Source organism: Jatrophihabitans sp. YIM 134969 (genome assembly GCF_054456675.1).
The window spans coordinates 1-17776 of record NZ_JBTJEQ010000036.1; the positions used below are offsets into that span (position 1 = coordinate 1).

Below are 17776 nucleotides of genomic sequence, written 5' to 3' on the forward strand. Positions count from 1 at the left end.
AGCACGGCCCGCAGCCGTCGCGCCTGCGCGAGCAGCGCCACCGCCGGACCGGGGTGACCCGGCGGCAGTTCCACCTGGTCGCCCGCGCGGCGTGCACCCGCCAACGCTGCCGGGTCGGCCCCGGCCGCGAGTGACTCGCGGGTGAAGATCCCGGCCGTCTCACGCATGGCCGCGCCGAGTTCGACCTGGGCCTCGCGCACGGTGAGGGGGTCCGGGCCGGCCTCGCCGACCTCGAAGGCGTGCCAGAGCAGCAGTTGGCCGGAGCCGACCGCCTCCGGCACCAGGCCGAGACCGCCGCCCACCAGCGCCTGGCCGGCGTCGAGCGCCGCCGCGGTGAAGGCGGGGTTGTCGGCCGGCAGCCCGCGGACGTCCCCGGGGACGGGCAGGACGACCCGGACGCCGGTCGCGCCGCGTCGGCGCCACGCGAGCAGGACCTCGGTGAACGCGGCCTCGCCGACGTCGCGGGTGTCGCCGGTGACCCGGTGGGCGCGCACACCGGGGATGGCCGCCAGCAGGTCGTCACCCGCCGCCGTCCCGCGCAGCCACGCGGTGACCCACGCGGCGAGCACCCCGATGTCGGGGCCGCGCGCGGTGAGGGTGCGTTCGTCGATCACCGATCCAGGATGCCTGACGCCCGCGGCGCGTCGGGACGCTCGCCCCCGCGCCGCCGCCTAGCGTGGCCCGACGTGCGTTACGCCGACGACGTCCTGTCCCCGGGAGCCCGCGATCCCCGCCGCCGTACCGTCCCGACCGTGCCGGCCGACCCGGGGACGGTCGTCGAGACGGCCGACGGCCGGTTCTGCGGCGCGGTCGTCGCCCTGGGGCGCGCGGTCGCGGCGGGGGAGAAGCGCGACGTCGTCACGCTGGAGGACCGTGACGGCCGTCGACGCGACTTCCCCCTGCTGCCCGCGGCGTTCCTGCTCGACGGTGCGCTGGTGACGCTGGTACGCCCCACTCCCGCCGCCGCGCCGAAGGGTCCGCGGGCGCGCACGGCGTCGGGGTCGTTCGCGGTCGCCGGTGCGAGTGCCCGTGTGGCGCGCGGCAGCCGCATCTGGGTCGAGGGCGTCCACGACGCCGCACTGCTCGAACGGATCTGGGGTGACGACCTGCGGGTCGAGGGCGTGGTGGTCGAACCGTTGTCGGGCATCGACGACCTGGTCGAGCACGTGCGCGAGTTCGGCCCCGGACCCGGACGCCGACTCGGGGTGCTCGTCGACCACCTCGTGCCGGGCTCCAAGGAGTCGCGCATCGTCGCCGGGGTCCGCAACCCTCACGTCCTCGTGAACGGCCACCCGTACGTCGACATCTGGCAGGCCGTCACCCCGCGGGCGCTGGGCATCACGGCGTGGCCGGTCGTGCCGAGGGGCGTGCCGTGGAAGGACGGGATCTGCGCCGCGCTCGGAGTTTCCGACCCACGGGAGATGTGGCGCCGGGTGCTCGGTGCGGTGGACACGATGCGCGACGTCGAGGTGCCGCTGCGGCGCAGCGTCGAGGAGCTCATCGACTTCGTGACGGCCTGATCGTCCCCACTGCTGCCAGGTCTTGGCGACAAACGTCCGCGGGCCTCGAAACCTGGCAGTGATCCGCCAGAAATCTCGGCAGATTCCGTGTTCTGATCCTTCTGGCGTCCGTCCCCCGGAAGGTGGGGCCGGCCGTTCCGTCCCCCTGTCGCCCGTCGACCGGGGCTCGCCGTCCCCATCCGAAGGGATCCACCCGCATGGAACACCTCTCCCGCCGGTCGCTGCTCGCGACGGCGTCCGCCACGGCCGCCGCCGCCGGCGTCGCGGCCGTCGTCGGGTCACGCACGAACGAGGCCGACGCCGCCCCGGCGCCGGCCGCCCCCGCCCCCGCCGCTGCCCTCACCGCGCACGTCGTCGCGCGCGTGCGCGACCTGCGCACCGGTGAGGTCGACCTGTTCCTCGGCGAGAAGGAGGTCACCGTGCGTGACTCCTCCCTCGCCCACGCCATCGCCCGCGCTGCTCAGCAGCACACCGCCTAGGAGAGCGCAGGACATGTCATCGCACCGCGAAGCCCCGGAGATCTCGAAGGACCCGGCGGCCGACAGCACCGACCTCTACGCGTTCGTCAGCCCCGACAACCCCGACACCGTCACGATCATCGCCAACTACGTGCCGCTGCAGGCACCGGACGGCGGCCCGAACTTCTACGAGTTCGGTGACGACGTGCTGTACGAGATCCACATCGACAACGACGGCGATGCCAAGGGCAACGTCATCTACCAGTTCAAGTTCACCTCGCGCCTGACGAACCCGAACACGTTCCTCTACAACACCGGCCCCATCGCGGTGAAGGGCAACGGCCGTCTGGACACCAGCAACTGGAACCGGCGCCAGTTCTTCTCGGTCACCCGGATCGTGAACGGCAACTCGCGGGAGATCGCGACCAACCTCGCCTGCCCGCCGTGCAACATCGGCCCGCTGTCCACCCCGGACTACGCGACCGACGGCCCCAACGGGGGGCCGGACAAGCTGACGAAGCAGTTCATCTACACGCTGCCCACCGGCGAGAAGGTCTTCGCCGGCCAGCGCGCGGAGGGCTTCTACGTCGACCTGGGCGCGATCTTCGACCTCGGTCAGATCCGGCCCATCAGCCAGGCGCACTTCGGCGGCCTCGACAAGATGCCGTCCGTGAACTCCACGGCGGCGGTCAACGTGCACTCGATCGCGATCCAGGTGCCGAAGACCCAGCTGACGCCCGGACGGATCAACCCGACCGACGCCAGCGCGCGCACCAGCGTCATCGGCGTCTACACCTCGGCCAGCCGGCAGAAGGTGAAGATGCTCGGAACCCAGGGTGTCGACACCTACAGCGGCGCGTACCAGCAGGTCTCACGTATGGCGAACCCGCTGTTCAACGAGGTCCTCGTGCCGATCTCGAAGAAGGACGCCTGGAACTACTCGCCGCCGTCGGCGGACTCCGCCTTCGCGGCGGGCGTCACCAACCCCGAGCTCGCCCAGTTGCTGCCGATCCTCTACAGCCCGGCGGGTGACGGTGCGGGCACGGCCTTCCCCAACCTCAAGGCGTTGGACGCCAAGGTGGCGGCGGGGACGGCGTCGCGCGCCGAGTTGGCCGCGATCCTGCTCACCGGCATCCCGGCGGGACTGATCGACGGGTTCCAGAACTTCACGGGCACGGTGCAGTCGGACCTGTTGCGGCTCAACATGGCGATCCCGCCGACGGCGACCGGGGCGGACTCGTTCAGCAACCTCGGGCTGGCCGGTGGCGACGCAGCGGGCTTCCCCAACGGTCGTCGGGTCTACGACGACGTCACCACGGTCGAGCTCAAGGCCGTGGCGGGCCTGCTGTACCCGCTCATCGACTCGACGTACAAGGTCGACGACGCGGTGGGGCTCGTCGACGAGTACCTCACGAACGACGCCAAGGACATCACCGCGAAGGGCAGCGTCCGCTACTTAAAGTCCTTCCCGTACCTCGGCACACCGCACAGCGGATACAAGACACCGACCACGACCCCGGCGGCGGACGAGTGACCGGCCCGGACGCGAACCAGGGAGCGACGACCATGACCGACATCTCCACCCGTCCCGCGACACGGGGGCGCGCGTTCCTGCGCACCGTCGTCGTCGGTGCGGCCACGGCGGCCCTCGTGGCGAGCGGTGCCGCGATGGCGCACGCCGCGACGACCGACGGCTTCAACCCCGACCCGACCCGACTGCTCGACACCCGCGCCGACCTGCCCGACCACCCCCGCGGACCGGTGCAGACCTTCACCCAGGTGACGCTGCCCGACTCCGTGGGCGACGGCGCCACGGCGCTGCTGTCGGTGACCGTGCCGAACCCGAAGACCCAGGGCTACATCAAGGTCTACCCGGACGGCACGGCCCCGCCGGCGACCTCGGACGTCAACTTCGTCAAGGGTCCGACCTTCGCGCAGGAGGTCATGGTGTCGCCGGGCGACGGCGGCCGCGTGAACCTCGCCGTGGGTGGCAACAGCGCGCCGATCGACATCGTGGTCGACGTCGTCGGGTCCTTCCCGAGCACGAGCTTCACCAGCTTGTCGCCCGCGCAGCGCATCTACGACACCCGCACCCCCGCGATCGGCACGACCACGGGGCGCAAGGGCACCGGTCAGTACCTCGTGACCCTGCCGGTCGGCGAGAACGGCGTGCCGGACGACGCCACGGCGGTGGCGGTCACCCTGACCCAGGCCAACGCTCTGGGCTCGGGCTACATCCGGGTGCAGTCGGACGCGACGGGTGGCACCACCAGCGCGATCAACTACACCTCCAGCACCATCGCCTCGAACCTGGTGTGGGTGAAGCCGACCGACGGCAAGTTCGTGCTCGGCGTGGTCGGGAACCCGACCAACATCATCGTCGACGTCAAGGGCTACTCCGTGAGCAACCGGGTGACGGCGCAGAACGCCACGCGTCTCGCCGACTCGCGTTCCGGGCTCGGCGGCATCACCGGGCCGCAGTTCGGCACGGTCGCCGTCACGCTCCCGACCTCGGCTCCGGCCGGGGCGGACTTCGCCGCGCTCAACGTCACGGCCACCGGGTCGAAGAGCAGCGGCTGGATCGCCAGCTACAAGGCCGACGCCGGGAAGTTGCAGACCAGCAACATCAACTTCTCGACCGGCCAGACCATCGGCGGGTTCCTGCTCGTCCCGATCGTCGACGGCAAGGCCACCTTCTACGTCGGGTACTCCCCGACGCAGGTCGTGGTGGACCTCGAGGGCTACGTGACGAACGCCCCCGAAGCCAAGTGATGCACTCTGCAACATCTCTCGGCTGACGCCGGGAACAGCACACCGTCTCGAAGGGCCGGGTCCGACATCGACGTCGGGCCCGGCCCTTCGTCGTGCTCGACCGTTCGTCGTGCTCGGCCGTTCGTCGTGCTCGGCGCCGATCACCACCACGGTGCAGGATGGGGTGGTGGAGCCCTGGCTGATCTGGCTGCTCGCGGCCGTGGTGCTGGCGGGTGCCGAGGCACTGTCCGGCGACCTGATCCTCGTCATGCTCGCGGGCGGGGCCGCGGCCGGCGGGATCACGCAGGCGGCGACCGGGAACTTCGTCGCCGCCGTGGTGGTCGCCGCCGTCGTCGCGACCGTGCTCATGTTCCTGGTGCGCCCCTACGCCCGCCGCCGGCTGCTCAAGGGCGACGGCGGACGGTTCGGTGTCGACCGCATCGTGGGCTCCGAGGCCGTCGTCCTGGAGCCGGTCGACCAGTACGGCGGGCGGGTGCGGGTGCAGGGCGCCGAGTGGACCGCGCGGACGGCCGACGCCGCCGACTGGTACGCCGCCGGCACGCCGTTGCGCGTCGTCGGCGTCGACGGTGCCACGGTCGTCGTGCGCCACGACGTGAAACTCCCTGACCCGGGTGGAAGGCTGACACCATGAGTGCGGGCGCCGTCATCGGCATCGTCGTCGCGGTCTTCGCCGTCATCGTGCTGGTGCGGAGCATCCGGATCGTGCCGCAGGCGCGGGCCGCGGTGGTCGAACGGCTGGGCCGCTACACCCGCACCGCCACCCCCGGCCCGACCCTGCTCATCCCGTTCATCGACCGCATGCGGCCGATGCTCGACCTGCGCGAACAGGTCGTCTCGTTCCCGCCGCAACCGGTGATCACCTCGGACAACCTCACCGTCGCCGTCGACTCGGTCGTGTACTTCCAGGTGACGGACCCCCGCGCCGCCACCTACGAGATCGCCAACTACATCCAAGCCGTCGAGCAGTTGACGATCACCACGCTGCGCAACGTCGTCGGGTCGCTGAACCTGGAGGAGACGCTCACCAGCCGCGACGCCATCAACACGCAGTTGCGCGGCGTCCTCGACGAAGCGACCGGCCCGTGGGGCATCCGGGTCGCCCGCGTCGAACTCAAGGCCATCGACCCGCCGCCCTCGATCCAGGACTCGATGGAGCAGCAGATGCGCGCCGACCGCAACAAGCGCGCGCTGATCCTCACCGCCGAGGGCCAGCGCGAGTCGGCGATCAAGACCGCCGAGGGTCAGAAGGCCGCGGCGATCCTCGACGCCGAGGGCCGCAAGCAGGCGGTCATCCTCGCGGCCGAGGCCGACCGGCAGTCGCGCATCCTGTCCGCCGAGGGTGAGCGGGCCGCGCGGTACCTCTCGGCGCAGGGCCAGGCCAAGGCCATCGAGACCACCTTCGGCGCCATCCACGCCGCCCGCCCCGACCCGGCGCTGCTGGCGTACCAGTACCTGCAGACCCTGCCGCAGATCGCGCAGGGCGACGCCAACAAGATGTGGATCATCCCGAGCGAGTTCGGCAAGGCCGTCGAGAACCTGGCCTCGGCCTTCGGCGGCGGCGGTGGCGGTGGTGAGTCCGGTCCGTCCGGTGCGGCTGACGGCGGCTGGCTCGCCGGCGCGGCCACGGCGTCATCGGTCGGCGGCGAGGGCACCCCCGCCGGGGCCGAACCGGGCACCCGGATCGACACCTCCGACTGGTTCCAGTCGACCCTGCCGCCCGCCTACACCCAGCCCGAGGCGCAGAACCTGCGCGCCTCCGACGAGGACCCGGCGACCCAGGAGGCCCACGCCACCCTCAGCCCCGAGCCCGCCGTCCCCGCACCCCCTGCTCTCTCGCCCTCGGCCCCGCCCCCCGCTCCGCCGTCGAGCACGGGTTACTCCGGCCCCGGCTACAGCTACCCGCCCGACCCCGCCTACCCGCCGAACGACCCGGACCGCCCCGCCACCTGACCCGCTCCCGGGTCTCGGCGGGCGTCCGACCTCACGTCCCGCGGCTAGAAGTCGGTGGCGCGCCAGGGGGCGAGGGGCGTGGCGAACAGGGCGTCGAGGCGGGCGCCGGCGCCGGGGGTCTGCTCGTCGAAGCCGCCGGTGCGGCCGAGCAGGGCCGCCCGGACGCCGCCGAGGTACAGCGACGCCAGGGTGGACTGGGGGAGCCGGATGTCGGCGGTGGCCTCGGGCGCGGCGACGCAGGTGGCGCCCTCGGGGCCGGCGGTGAGGCGGAAGCGGCCGCCGGCCCAGTGGCCGACGGCTTCGTCGACGACATCGAGCACGATCTCGCCCTCCACGCCGTAGCCCCGCGCCGACAACGCGGCGGGAACGTCCAGGATCCGCAGCCAGGTCGCGTCCTCGCTGCGGGACGCCCCGGCGGTGCGGGCGTCGGCGAGCAGCCACGGCAACGGGTCGTCGACCGGACGGTTCGGGTAGTGCAGCCGGTCGATGAGGTCGATGCCGAGCAGGAACCGCCACACCTCCCGGTAACCGACCGGCGTCGAGGCCAGGACCTCGTGGACGTGCAGGGTGCCGAGGTCACGACCGTCATCCTGCTGGGCCACCGACCAGGTGACGAAGCCGTCCACCACGCCGCTCGGGTCGACGTGCACCGCGTGCCGCGGCAGCCCCCCTTCGGGCGGTGCCACGAACGCACGGTCCTCACCGACGCGGCGCAACTCGCGGTCCCACCAGATGTCGTCGCGGCCGATGACCCCAGCGCGCACGAGGGATTCCGCCTCGTAGACCGGCGGTGCGAGGTCGGACGCCTCGACCGGTTCGATCTCGCGCATCGCCCCGACCGGCTCGCCCAGCACCTGGGCGCCGGGCCGGAACCCGTTCACCTCGTACGTGGTCTCCCAGCACGCGGGCGCGTAGCCGAACCGGCCGTAGATCTGGTACTCGGCCGCCACGAGGATCGACACCGGTTCGCCGCGGTCGTGGGCCTCCGTGAGCGAGGCGGAGAGCATCTGCCGCAGCAGACCCTGACGCCGGTGTGACGGCGCCACCGACACCAGCGTGAGCAGATCGGCCGGGATCCGGGGGGACGGCCGACCGGGCGCCCCGGGGACCGAGAGCGAGTCCCGCACGATGCGCAGGGTGCCGACGACCCGGCCGGCGTCGCGGGCGACCCAGGCGAGGTCGAGGTCGACGGCCCGGCGGCGCCACGGAGAACTCAGGCCGGTGTCGGACGACAGGTAGGCGCGGGTGGCCGCGGCGTACATCGGGTCCAGCAGCTCGGGCGGCAGCGGGTGGACGATCTCGGCGGCCACGGTCAGCACCTCTCGGGAGTGGGGTCGGGGTCGAGGACGGTGGCGGCCGGCACCACCGGCGCGGCACCCGGCACGGCGGGCTCGGGGGAGCCGTCCCGCCGGCGGGCCCGGGCCGCGCCGAGCGCGCACCCCAGCAGGATCAGGGGGCAGCCGACCGCCATGCCGACGGTCACCGGCTCGCTGAGCACGACGACGCCGAGCAGCAGCGCGACGGCCGGGTTGACGTACGTGATGAGCACGGCGCGGGTCGGGCCGACCTCGGCGATGAGCGCGAAGAACCCGACGAACGCCAGCGCCGTGCAGACCACCGCAAGCCCGGCGAGCGACGCGATGCCACCGGCGCTCAGGTGGGACCACCCGACCGCCGGACCGAGCAGGACGACCGGCACGTAGATGACGGCGGTGAGGGCCACCGAGGCGGTGACCACCCCGAGCGCCGGCAGGTCGGCGAGGTACCGGGTGAGCAGCATCGGCCCCAGGGCGTAGCAGATCGTCACGCCGCCGATCTCGGTGACGGCGAGCCACGACACGCCACCCAGGTCGACCCCGAGCAGCACGATCACGCCGGCGAAACCGACCACCAGACCGAGCGTGCGCCCGCGCCCCGGCCGGTCGGCCGTGCCGGCCACCCAGCTCAGGACGGCGGACACCAGCGCGGTCGCGGCGACCAGGATGCCGGCCAGCGAACTCGTCACCCGGGTCTCGGCGTGCGTGAGCAGCAACCACGGGACGGCGATCTCGACGACGGTGTACGCGAGCAGCGGGCGCCAACGCCGGAACGCCGGCAGCAGCGTGGTGCGGGCGCCCCGGGCCAGGCACAACGGCACGAGGAGCAGCGTCGCGACCGCGACGCGCACGAACACCACCGCGGGCGGGGTGATCTCGTCGACCGCGACCCGGATCAACAGGTAGGGCAGCCCCCACACCACCGACATGAGGGCGAACAGCCCCCACCCGCGCCGTGACACAGACCGCCCCCACCTCGTCGACGATGACGGGTCCCAACCTAGGGGGACCCACCGACAGAGCGCGCCTGACTCACCGCCGCGGGTACGCCTGCAGCGCGGTGGCCTTGGCCGCGACCCACACCCGGCGCCCGGCCGCGAGGTCGAGGTCCGCGACCGCGGCCGGGGTGAGGTCGACGGCGACGTCCGGACGTCCGCGCAGGTGCGCGCGGATCAGACCGGAGGCGGCGTCGCCGACGACCGTGAGCGACTCGACCGTGGCCGGCCACGCGTTGCGCTCACTGGTGTCGCGCGGTTCGTGGGTGTGCAGCGTGAAGGCCGACGGGGGAGCCGACACCGACACCTCACCGTCGACGGGGTCGGCGACCACGAGCGTGCCGCCGCCGTCGAGGACGACCGTCGCGCCGTCACCGCGTCCGGTCCAGAGGTTCACCCCGACCACCCGCGCGACGTACGGGGACGCCGGCCGGTTGGTGATCTCCACGGGCGGCCCGGACTGCACGACCCGGCCGGCCTCGAGCACCACGATCTGCGACGCCATCAGGACGGCCTCGAGCGGATCGTGGGTGACGAGCAGGGCCGGACCGGCGAACCCCGCCACGTGGGCGGTGAGGGCCGCCTGGACGTCGGCACGGGTCGCGACGTCCAGCGCCGCCAGGGGTTCGTCGAGCAGCAGGACGTCGGGTTCGCAGGCGAGGGCCCGCGCGATGGCGACGCGTTGCGCCTGCCCGCCGGACAGTTGTCGGCTGCGTCGCCCGGCGAGGTCGCCGATCCCCATCCGGTCCAGCCACGTCGCCGCGGCGGCACGGGCCGGCTTCAGGGGGACGCCGCGGGCCCGCAGTCCGAACGCGACGTTGTCGAGCGCGGACATCGACGGGAAGAGGCGGATGTCGGAGAAGACCACACCCGTGCGGCGGTCCCGGGCCGGGACGAACGTCCCGCGGCCGGGGTCGTCGAGCGTGCGGTCACCGAGGGTGATCGTGCCGGTGGTCAACGGCTGCAGACCGGCGACTGCTCGCAGCAACGTCGACTTGCCCGAGCCGTTCGGGCCGATCACGGCGACGACCTCACCGTCGGCCGCCGACATCTCGACGTCGAGAGAGAACGTCCCGACGTTGCAGCCGGCCGCGACGTGCAGCCCGCTCACGCCGTGGCCGACGGCGTCCGCAGCCAGCGGTCGCGCAGCGAGGCGAGGACGACGACCGAGATGACCATGAGGACCAGAGCCAGCGCCTTGGCGCGGTCGAGCGAGACGTCGAGCGAGAGCGACACCAGCAACGGCATGGTCTGGGTCGTACCCCGCAGGTTGCCGGCGAAGGTGATGGTCGCGCCGAACTCGCCCAGCGCCCGCGCCCAGCACAGCACCGAGCCCGCGACGAGCGCCGGTCCGACCGTCGGCACGACCACCCGCCGGAACACCACCGCCCGTGACGCGCCGAGGGTCGTCGCCGCCTCCTCGAGCCGGGAGTCGACCGTGCGGAACGCCCCCTCAGCGCTCACGACGAGGAAGGGCATCGCCACGAAGGCCTCGGCCACCACGACGCCCCAGGTGGTGAACGGCAGTTGGAACCCGGTGGCCCGGTAGACCGGCTGACCGACCAGGCCCAGGCGTCCGAACGCCGAGAACAGGGCGACGCCACCGGCCACGGGCGGCAGGACGAGGGGCAGCAGCACCGCGGCCCGCAGCAGACCGAGGCCGCGGAACCGGACCCGGGCGAGCACCCACGCCAACGGCACACCGACGACGAGCGACAGTGCGGTGGCACCCGTCGCGCAGATGAGCGACAACCGCAGAGCGTCACGGACCTCGCCGGTCCGGAGGATGTCGGGCAGCTGGGTCCACGGGGCGTCGACGAGCAACGCGATCGACGGCAGCAGCAGGAACGTTGCACCCAGCAACGCCGGCAGCACGAGGACGGCAGGGACACCGGTCGTCACCCCGGACGTCCGGCGACGGCCGGCCCGCGCCGCCAGCACCGTCACGGGGCGGCGAACCCCGCGTCGGTGAGCACCTTCTGTCCGTCCGCGGAGAGCACGTACGCGGTGAAAGCCTCGGCCAGGTCGGCGTTCCCCGACCCGGTGAGGGTGGCGATCGGGTACTCGGTGGTGGAGTTCTGGTCGGCGGGGATCTCGATGCCCTGCACGGCGTCACCCGCGGCCTTCACGTCGGTCACGTAGACGATCCCGGCGTCCACGGCGCCCGCGGTGATCTTCGCGAGCGTCGACTTGACGTCGGCCTCCTGGGTCACCGGCTTCACCGTGATCCCGGCGTTGCTGAAGATCGTGGTGGCGAGCTTCCCGCACGGCACCTGCGGCTGGCACACCGCGACGGTCACACCGCTCTTCGCGAGGTCGGCGAGCGACGTGACCCCGCCGGGGTTGCCCTTCGCAACCGCGATCTCCCCGGAGTTGCTGACGAAGTTCGTGGGGGTTCCGGCGGCCTTGGCGTCGACGACGGTCTGCATGGTGGTCGGCGACGCCGAGGCGAACACGTCGGCCGGCGCTCCCTGGGTGATCTGGGTGGCGAGCGTCGAACTCGCCCCGAAGTTGAACGTCACCTTCGTGCCGGGGTTGGCCTGCTCGAACTGCTCGCCGAGCGTCGTGAACGAGCCGGTGAGCGACGCGGCCGCGAAGACCGTGATCGCCCCGGAGACCGCGGACGTCGACGACGACCCCGACCCGGCCGCCGACACGGAGTCCGTGGTGGCGTCGGAACCGGAGGACGAGCAGCCGGCGAGGGCGGCCGTGAGGGCCGTGGCCGCGGTGAGGGCCAGCGCGAGACGGCGCAGGTGCACGGGTGGTTCTCCAGACGTGGTGGACGGTCAGCGGTCGACGGCGGGGATCTCGACCACGACGTTGGTGGACTTGATGGAGGCGACGGCCCGGACGCCGGGTTCGAGGCCGAGGTCGTCGGCGGACTCGCGGCTGATCAGCGAGCTGATCCGGTGGGGCCCGGCCTGGATCTCGACCAAGGCCATCACACCGTCGCGGACCACGCGGGTGACCAGACCGGTGAAGCGGTTGCGGGCGGACTCGGCGACCGCCCCGCTGGTGGGTGCGAAGGCACCCTCGGCCGCGACCTGTTCGGCGAGGGCGGCCAGGGCCGCGCCGTCGACGGTCAGTCGACCGCCGCCGTCGTTCGCCGCGGTGAGCCGGCCGGCGTCGATCCAGCGCCGGACGGTGTCGTCGCTGACGCCCAGCAGGCCAGCCGCCTCGCGGATCCGGTATCTCGGCACGTCCCGGACTGTAGCCGCACCCACGGCGCCAACGGCAGTCTCCGACCGCAACTGCCACTGTCGGAATCCTGAACACTCGCGAGCGCGTTGCGACGACGTGACCCGTGACCTGCCGCCACTGTCCGTGCTCGACGTCGCCCCCGTGTCGTCCGACCAGAACTCCTCCGACGCACTCGCGGCGTCGTCGACCCTGGCCCGGGCGGCGGACCGGTTGGGCTACCGCCGCTTCTGGGTCGCCGAGCACCACAACTTCCCCGGCGTCGCGTCGACCTCGCCCGCGGTCCTGCTCGGACACCTCGGCGCCGTCACCGAACGCATCCACCTGGGCTCGGGCGGCGTCATGCTGCCGAACCACCCGCCGCTGGTCGTCGCCGAGCAGTTCGCGTTGCTCGAGGCGCTCTACCCCGGACGCGTCGACCTCGGGATCGGCCGCGCGCCCGGCACCGACGGCATGACGGCCGCGATGCTGCGCCGCGCCGCGCACCAGGGCGCGATCGAGGACTTCGTCCGTGAGATCTCCGACGTCCAGGCCCTCCTCGGCGCCGGCTGGGGCGACGACGACCTCGCCGTCAGTGCCGGGGACCAGCGGTTCGCGGCCACGCCGTCGCCGCGCGGGGTACCGGAGGTGTGGGTGCTGGGGTCCTCGACCTCGAGCGCGCACGTCGCCGCCGCTCTCGGCCTGCCGTACGCCTTCGCCCACCACTTCGGCCGGGCCGCGGGGTCGGTGGAGGACGCGGTCCAGCTCTACCGCGACCGGTTCACGGCGTCGGAGACCCTGTCCGCGCCGCACGTCCTGGTGACGGCTTCGGCCGTCGTCGGCGAGGACACCGCGCACGCCCACGCCCTGGCCCTGCCGGCGGCGCTGAGCTGGGTCGACATCGTCCGCGGTTCGCGCCGCGCCCAGCGCACCCTGGCCGAGGCCGAGGCGACGACGTTGGACCCGCAGGCCCGCGCCCTGGTCGACGACCGGATCGGCGCCACCGCCGTGGGGACCGCGGCCGAGGTCGCCGACCACCTCGCCGCGCTGGCCGCCCGCACGCAGGCCGACGAGCTCATGCTCGCCGTGCAGTCACCGACCACCGAGACCCGCATCGCCGCACTCGAGGCCCTCGCGCCCGCGTTCGTCGCCGCGTGAGCCGGCGGCACCCGCGGGGGCCGAGGTCACCGCACCGGTACCGCGGCCAGCACGGCGTCGACGACCGCGTCGGGGGCGTCGAGGGGGACGAACGTGCGCGACCCCTCGACCTCGACCACCCGTGACCCGGGCAGGGCGGCCGCGAGCCGCCGGCAGAGCGCGGGGGAGAAGGCGCGGTCGCGCTGCCCCCACACCAGCGTCGCGGGCGGGGCGCTCGCCCCGATCCGCCGGGTGACGACGTCGAGGTCGGTCGGGTCCACCGCGCGCAGCAACCGCACCAGGTCCCGTCGGATGTCGCGACGGGTGGCGACGGCCTCCGCCCACCCCCAGGTCAGGGCCGGGTCCGGTCGCGTGACGAGCAACCCGTAGCCGAGCGCCGAGTGCCGCACCGTGCGCAGCCGCAACGGCACGGCGAGCGACGGCAGCAGCCACCGCGTCCGCAACAGGCGGAACACGAACCCGAACGGGGCGGGCGGGAACGACGTGAACGCGTCGCAGTTCGTCAGCACCACCGCGGCGGCGACGTCGGGGCGTTCGTCCAGCAGGAACTGGGTGATCGCGCCACCCGTGTCGTTGCCGAGCAGGACGACGTCGCCCCGGCCGAAGGCGTCGACGACCGCGCCGACCATCCGTGCGACGCCTCGGGGCGAGAGCTCGTCACCGGGCGCGACCGGTCGTCGGTGCGAGCCCAGGGGCAGGGTCGGGACGACCGTCCGCACGCCCTGCGCCGCGAGCCGGCGCGCGACCGGGTGCCAGAGGGTGCCGTCGACCAGGGCGCCGTGGACCGCGACCACGGTGGGGCCGGCGGGGTCGTCCGGTCCGAAGACCTCGACGTCGAGTGTCGTGTCGCCGACCGTGAGCGTCGTCGTGTGCACCTGGTCCATCGCCGGTACCGTCCGTCCCGTGGGAGTTCCGTGCTGGGTGTACGTAAGTTACGTACAGACTGTATGAATGTCAATCGTCGCTCGCAGGCCGAGCGCACGGCCGCGACCCGCGGGGCCCTCGTGGCGGCGGCGCGCACCCTGTTCGGCGAACGCGGTTACGCCGACGTCGGGACCGCCGAGGTGGTCGCCGCGGCCGGCGTGACCCGCGGCGCCCTCTACCACCACTTCGGCGACAAGCTCGGGCTGTTCCACGCCGTGGTCGAGACGGTCGAGAGCGACCTGCTCGGCACCGTCGGCGAGCGGGTCGCGTCGACCGAGGCCGCTGACCCGCTCGGCGCGCTGCGGCAGGGCGTGGGTGTCTTCCTCGACGAACTGCGGGATCCCGCGCTGCGGCAGCTGCTGCTGGTCGACGCCCCCGCCGTGCTCGGGTGGGCGGAGTGGCGCGAGATCGGTCAGCGGGCCGCTGTCGGCATGGTCGAGGGCCTGCTGCAGATGGCCGTCGACAGCGGCCAGGTCGCGCCGCAACCGTTGCACCCGGTCGCGGTCGTGTTCATGGGCGCGGTCGACGAGGCGTCGCTCTACATCGCGAACAGCGACGACCCGGACGTCGCCCGCGCCGAGATGATGAGGGTCGTCGACCGGATCATCTCGGCGTTCGTCGTCGACCGGAGCTAGCTAGATCCAGCTGACCTTGCCGGCCAGGTAGACGTAGCCGATGAAGCTGACAGCGTCGAGGATCGTGTGCGCGACGATCAACGGCACGACCCGCTTGGTGCGGGTGAACCACCAGCCGAAGACCAGGCCCATCACGAAGTTGCCGAAGAACCCGCCCAGCCCCTGGTAGAGGTGGTAGCTGCCCCGGACCGCCGCCGCGACGACGACTGACGTCGACGACCGCCAGCCCATCTGGGCGAAGCGGGTCAGCAGGAACCCGATGACGATGACTTCCTCGTTGAAGCCGTTCTGGAACGCGGCGAGCAGCGACACCGGGATCCGCCACCAGACGTCGGGCAGACCCGAGGCGACGATGCTCGCGTTGACCCCGAGCTCGTGCGCCCCCCAGACCAGCACCAGCCCGGGGATGCCGATCAACGCCGCGAATCCTGCGCCCTGGGCGAGGCTGCGCCCGAACCGGTCCCACGTGATCCCGATCCCGAAGCCCGGTCGCGCGGGGTCGCGCCACAGCAGCAACAACGCGAGTAGCGCCGGCATCACGCCGGTGACGACGTCCGCCAACTGGAACGCGAGGTCCAGCCAGTGCTGGGTCGCCGCGCTCTGGTTGAGGGTGGCCGTCGCCGCTCCGATCCCGCCCTTGATGGTGAGCTGCGCGCGGATGAGGTTCAGCAGCGCGTAGAGGCCGGAGGCCCCGAGCGAGACCCCGAGGACGAGGAAGACCTCGAGGCCGTACAGCGGGGCGCGTGCGACGGCGACGTCGTCGTCGTGCTGCAGGTCGTCCGTGGCCACGGCACCAGTCTGCCTGCGTGTCCCGGGCCGCGGACCGGAACCGCTGCCGGGACACTCTGCGAAACTCGTGTGTGGATCCAACAGAGGGTCGAGGAGGACGAGTGGACGACGAACGACGCCGGCGCATCGCGGTCATCGGCAGTGGTGTGGCGGGGTTGACCGCGGCCCACGTGCTGCAACGCGAGTGCGACGTGACGTTGTTCGAGGCCGACGACCGTGTCGGCGGTCACGCCCACACCCACGAACTCCTCGACGACGCCGGCGACGAGGTCGACGTCGACACCGGCTTCATCGTCCACAACCGCGTCACGTACCCGAACCTGATCCGGCTGTTCGACGAACTCGGCGTCGAGACGCAGGAGTCGGACATGTCGATGTCGATCCGCTGCGAGGGCTGCGGCCTGGAGTACGCCGGCGGTCGCGGGATCTCCGGGCTGCTCCCGACCTGGCGGACCTCGCTGCGGCCGCGGTACCTGCGCATGCTGGCCGACGTCGTGCGCTTCCACCGCTTCGCCCGTACCGCGCTGGTCGACGGCGACGAAGCCGAGACGGTCGAGCACTTCGCCCGCCGCCACCACTTCTCCGACTACTTCGTGGGCCACTTCCTCACCCCGCTGGTCGCGGCGGTGTGGTCGGTCGCCCCGGACCAGGCCGGCAGCTACCCCGCCCACTACCTGTTCCGCTTCCTGCAGCACCACGGGATGTTGCAGGTGACCGGCTCACCGACGTGGCGCACCGTCACGCACGGCTCGGCGCGCTACGTTGAGAAGGTCGCGAAGCAGCTGACGCAGGTCCGGGTGAGCACGCCCGTGCGTTCGGTGCGCCGCGTGGCCGACGGCGTCGAGGTCGAGGTCGAGGGCCGGGTCGAACACTTCGACGCCGCCGTGGTCGCCACCCACCCCGAACAGGCGCTCGGGCTGCTGGCCGAACCCACCGACGCCGAGCGGGACGTCCTGTCCCGCCTGCCGTACTCGACCAACCCGACCGTGCTGCACCACGACACCTCGGTGCTCCCGCGTGCCGAACGGGCGGGCGCCAGCTGGAACTACGTCATGAGCACCTGCGAGGTGCACTCGTCGCAGGTGCGGGTCAGCTACGACATGAACCGACTGCAACGGTTGAGCACGGCCACCCGCTACGTCGTCACCCTCAACGACGACGGTCTCATCCCGGCCGAGCAGGTCGTGGACCGGATGATCTACCAGCACCCGGTCTACACCCCCGACTCGACCGCCGCCCAGCGGTTGCTGCCGACGTTGTCCGACAGCCGACTGGCGTTCGCCGGCGCCTACCACGGCTGGGGATTCCACGAGGACGGCGCGCGTTCGGGTGCCGAGGCCGCACGGATCCTGGGCGTCGACTGGTGAAGTCCTCCGCCCGGTTGTACGACATCGAGATCCGGCACGTCCGGGCCGCGCCGCTGCGTCACGACATCGCCCACCGCACCCACTGGTGGCTGGTCGACCTCGACGACCTGCCCCGCGTCCCCGGGCTGGTCCAGTTCGAGGCCCGCGACCACCTCGGCGATCCCGGTGCCACGATCCGCGCCAACGTCGACACCCTGCTCGCCGCGCACGGCGTCGAGCGCCCCGCGCGGGTGACCATGCTCGCCAGCGCCCGCTCGCTCGGGTACGTCTTCAACCCGCTGTCGGTGTTCTGGGCCCACGACGAGAGCGGCGCCGTCACGGCGACGATCGCCGAGGTGCACAACACCTACCGCGACCGCCACGCCTACGTCGTGCACACCGACGACGCCGGCCGGGGCGAGGTCGAGAAGGACTTCTACGTCTCCCCGTTCTACGACGTCTCCGGTCACTACCGGATGAGCCTGCCGGAGCCGGACGAGACCCTCGCGATCACCGTGACCCTGCACCGTGACGGCGAGCCGCCGTTCGTCGCGTCGGTCCGGGGGACCGGCCGCCCGGCCACGCCGACCGTGGTCGCCTCCGCCCTGCTGCGCGATCCGCTCGTCACCCGCCGGGCCCGCGCGGCGATCACCGCACACGGCATCCGGCTCTGGGCGCGCCGCCTGCCGATCGCCGACCGCCCTGACCACGACCCCGGCCCGCTGGTCGGGTCACC

The 17776-nt window shown here is 72.7% G+C and carries 18 protein-coding genes and 1 pseudogene; 10 read left to right on the forward strand and 9 right to left on the reverse strand.

From position 1 onward, the window contains the following. On the reverse strand, window positions 1–614 hold a 614-nt coding region (locus ACXR2U_RS17210), incomplete at its 3' end, for a hypothetical protein (RefSeq protein WP_458826295.1). Between the two features lie 72 nt (window positions 615–686). Between ACXR2U_RS17210 and ACXR2U_RS17215 the strand changes: the two genes are divergently transcribed. From ACXR2U_RS17215 to ACXR2U_RS17240, 6 genes are all read left to right on the forward strand, one after another. Then, window positions 687–1520 (forward strand): DUF3097 domain-containing protein, encoded by an 834-nt coding sequence (locus ACXR2U_RS17215; protein ID WP_458826296.1) that lies wholly within the window; start codon window positions 687–689, stop codon window positions 1518–1520. 197 nt (window positions 1521–1717) lie between these two features. Further along, on the forward strand, window positions 1718–1999 hold the full coding sequence (locus ACXR2U_RS17220; RefSeq protein ID WP_458826297.1) for a twin-arginine translocation signal domain-containing protein: 282 nt from the start codon (window positions 1718–1720) through the stop codon (window positions 1997–1999). Between the two features lie 13 nt (window positions 2000–2012). Then, entirely contained in the window at window positions 2013–3512 is a 1500-nt protein-coding gene (locus ACXR2U_RS17225) for a DUF4331 domain-containing protein (protein WP_458826298.1), read from the forward strand. A 32-nt stretch (window positions 3513–3544) separates the two neighbouring features. Continuing rightward, a complete protein-coding gene (locus ACXR2U_RS17230; RefSeq protein WP_458826299.1) occupies window positions 3545–4750 on the forward strand; it encodes a hypothetical protein in 1206 nt (401 codons plus the stop codon). A 166-nt stretch (window positions 4751–4916) separates the two neighbouring features. After that, on the forward strand, window positions 4917–5381 hold the full coding sequence (locus tag ACXR2U_RS17235; protein ID WP_458826300.1) for an NfeD family protein: 465 nt from the start codon (window positions 4917–4919) through the stop codon (window positions 5379–5381). Then, the gene (locus ACXR2U_RS17240) at window positions 5378–6700 is read left to right on the forward strand and encodes an SPFH domain-containing protein (protein WP_458826301.1); all 1323 of its coding nucleotides are present in this window, start codon (window positions 5378–5380) and stop codon (window positions 6698–6700) included. The genes ACXR2U_RS17235 and ACXR2U_RS17240 overlap by 4 nt, the downstream gene beginning before the upstream one ends. Window positions 6701–6744: 44 nt before the next feature. Here ACXR2U_RS17240 and ACXR2U_RS17245 read toward each other — a convergent pair whose 3' ends face one another. The 6 genes from ACXR2U_RS17245 to ACXR2U_RS17270 all read right to left on the reverse strand — a co-directional run bounded on the left by ACXR2U_RS17245 (window position 6745) and on the right by ACXR2U_RS17270 (window position 12211). Beyond that, a complete protein-coding gene (locus ACXR2U_RS17245; RefSeq protein ID WP_458826302.1) occupies window positions 6745–8010 on the reverse strand; it encodes a GNAT family N-acetyltransferase in 1266 nt (421 codons plus the stop codon). Window positions 8011–8012: 2 nt separating this feature from the next. Next, window positions 8013–8978, reverse strand: a complete 966-nt coding sequence (locus ACXR2U_RS17250; RefSeq protein ID WP_458826303.1) for a DMT family transporter — start codon at window positions 8976–8978, stop codon at window positions 8013–8015. A gap of 70 nt (window positions 8979–9048) precedes the next feature. Next, on the reverse strand, window positions 9049–10122 hold the full coding sequence (locus ACXR2U_RS17255; protein ID WP_458826304.1) for an ABC transporter ATP-binding protein: 1074 nt from the start codon (window positions 10120–10122) through the stop codon (window positions 9049–9051). After that, complete coding sequence (modB, locus tag ACXR2U_RS17260) at window positions 10119–10958, reverse strand: molybdate ABC transporter permease subunit (RefSeq protein ID WP_458826305.1); 840 nt, start codon at window positions 10956–10958, stop codon at window positions 10119–10121. The genes ACXR2U_RS17255 and modB overlap by 4 nt, the downstream gene beginning before the upstream one ends. After that, window positions 10955–11770 carry a molybdate ABC transporter substrate-binding protein gene (gene modA / locus ACXR2U_RS17265; RefSeq protein ID WP_458826306.1) on the reverse strand — a complete coding sequence of 272 codons (816 nt, stop codon included), beginning with the start codon at window positions 11768–11770 and terminating at the stop codon, window positions 10955–10957. Before modA ends, modB begins: the two co-directional genes overlap by 4 nt. 27 nt (window positions 11771–11797) lie before the next feature. Beyond that, on the reverse strand, window positions 11798–12211 hold the full coding sequence (locus tag ACXR2U_RS17270) for a TOBE domain-containing protein (RefSeq protein WP_458826307.1): 414 nt from the start codon (window positions 12209–12211) through the stop codon (window positions 11798–11800). 97 nt (window positions 12212–12308) lie between these two features. Between ACXR2U_RS17270 and ACXR2U_RS17275 the strand changes: the two genes are divergently transcribed. After that, entirely contained in the window at window positions 12309–13346 is a 1038-nt protein-coding gene (locus ACXR2U_RS17275) for an LLM class flavin-dependent oxidoreductase (protein ID WP_458826308.1), read from the forward strand. 26 nt (window positions 13347–13372) lie between these two features. On the opposite strand, the gene ACXR2U_RS17280 is transcribed toward ACXR2U_RS17275, so the two are convergent. Further along, window positions 13373–14230: an alpha/beta fold hydrolase gene (locus ACXR2U_RS17280; RefSeq protein ID WP_458826309.1), complete on the reverse strand. Its 858-nt coding sequence runs from the start codon at window positions 14228–14230 to the stop codon at window positions 13373–13375. 63 nt (window positions 14231–14293) lie between these two features. Between ACXR2U_RS17280 and ACXR2U_RS17285 the strand changes: the two genes are divergently transcribed. Continuing rightward, window positions 14294–14905 carry a TetR/AcrR family transcriptional regulator gene (locus ACXR2U_RS17285; RefSeq protein WP_458826310.1) on the forward strand — a complete coding sequence of 204 codons (612 nt, stop codon included), beginning with the start codon at window positions 14294–14296 and terminating at the stop codon, window positions 14903–14905. Here ACXR2U_RS17285 and ACXR2U_RS17290 read toward each other — a convergent pair whose 3' ends face one another. After that, on the reverse strand, window positions 14906–15640 hold the full coding sequence (locus tag ACXR2U_RS17290; RefSeq protein WP_458826336.1) for a CPBP family intramembrane glutamic endopeptidase: 735 nt from the start codon (window positions 15638–15640) through the stop codon (window positions 14906–14908). Between the two features lie 155 nt (window positions 15641–15795). Here ACXR2U_RS17290 and ACXR2U_RS17295 point away from each other — a divergent pair, with 155 nt between their 5' ends. Together ACXR2U_RS17295 and ACXR2U_RS17300 are read left to right on the forward strand one after the other, a co-directional pair. Beyond that, window positions 15796–17061, forward strand: coding sequence for an NAD(P)/FAD-dependent oxidoreductase (locus ACXR2U_RS17295; RefSeq protein WP_458826311.1), 1266 nt, complete (start codon window positions 15796–15798; stop codon window positions 17059–17061). Next, window positions 17058–17735 (forward strand): annotated as a pseudogene (locus ACXR2U_RS17300) (DUF1365 domain-containing protein); the annotation flags it as partial. The gene ACXR2U_RS17295 and the pseudogene ACXR2U_RS17300, both read left to right, overlap by 4 nt. Between the last annotated feature and the right edge of the window lie 41 nt (window positions 17736–17776).

Excerpts from the sequence above, each read along its gene's own strand:
- ACXR2U_RS17220 (WP_458826297.1), top strand. The coding sequence starts at position 1,718 with ATGGAACACCTCTCCCGCCGGTCGCTGCTCGCGACGGCGTCCGCCACG.
- ACXR2U_RS17225 (WP_458826298.1), top strand. The coding sequence starts at position 2,013 with ATGTCATCGCACCGCGAAGCCCCGGAGATCTCGAAGGACCCGGCGGCC.
- ACXR2U_RS17230 (WP_458826299.1), top strand. The coding sequence starts at position 3,545 with ATGACCGACATCTCCACCCGTCCCGCGACACGGGGGCGCGCGTTCCTG.
- ACXR2U_RS17240 (WP_458826301.1), top strand. The coding sequence starts at position 5,378 with ATGAGTGCGGGCGCCGTCATCGGCATCGTCGTCGCGGTCTTCGCCGTC.
- ACXR2U_RS17280 (WP_458826309.1), bottom strand. The coding sequence starts at position 14,230 with ATGGACCAGGTGCACACGACGACGCTCACGGTCGGCGACACGACACTC.
- ACXR2U_RS17285 (WP_458826310.1), top strand. The coding sequence starts at position 14,294 with ATGAATGTCAATCGTCGCTCGCAGGCCGAGCGCACGGCCGCGACCCGC.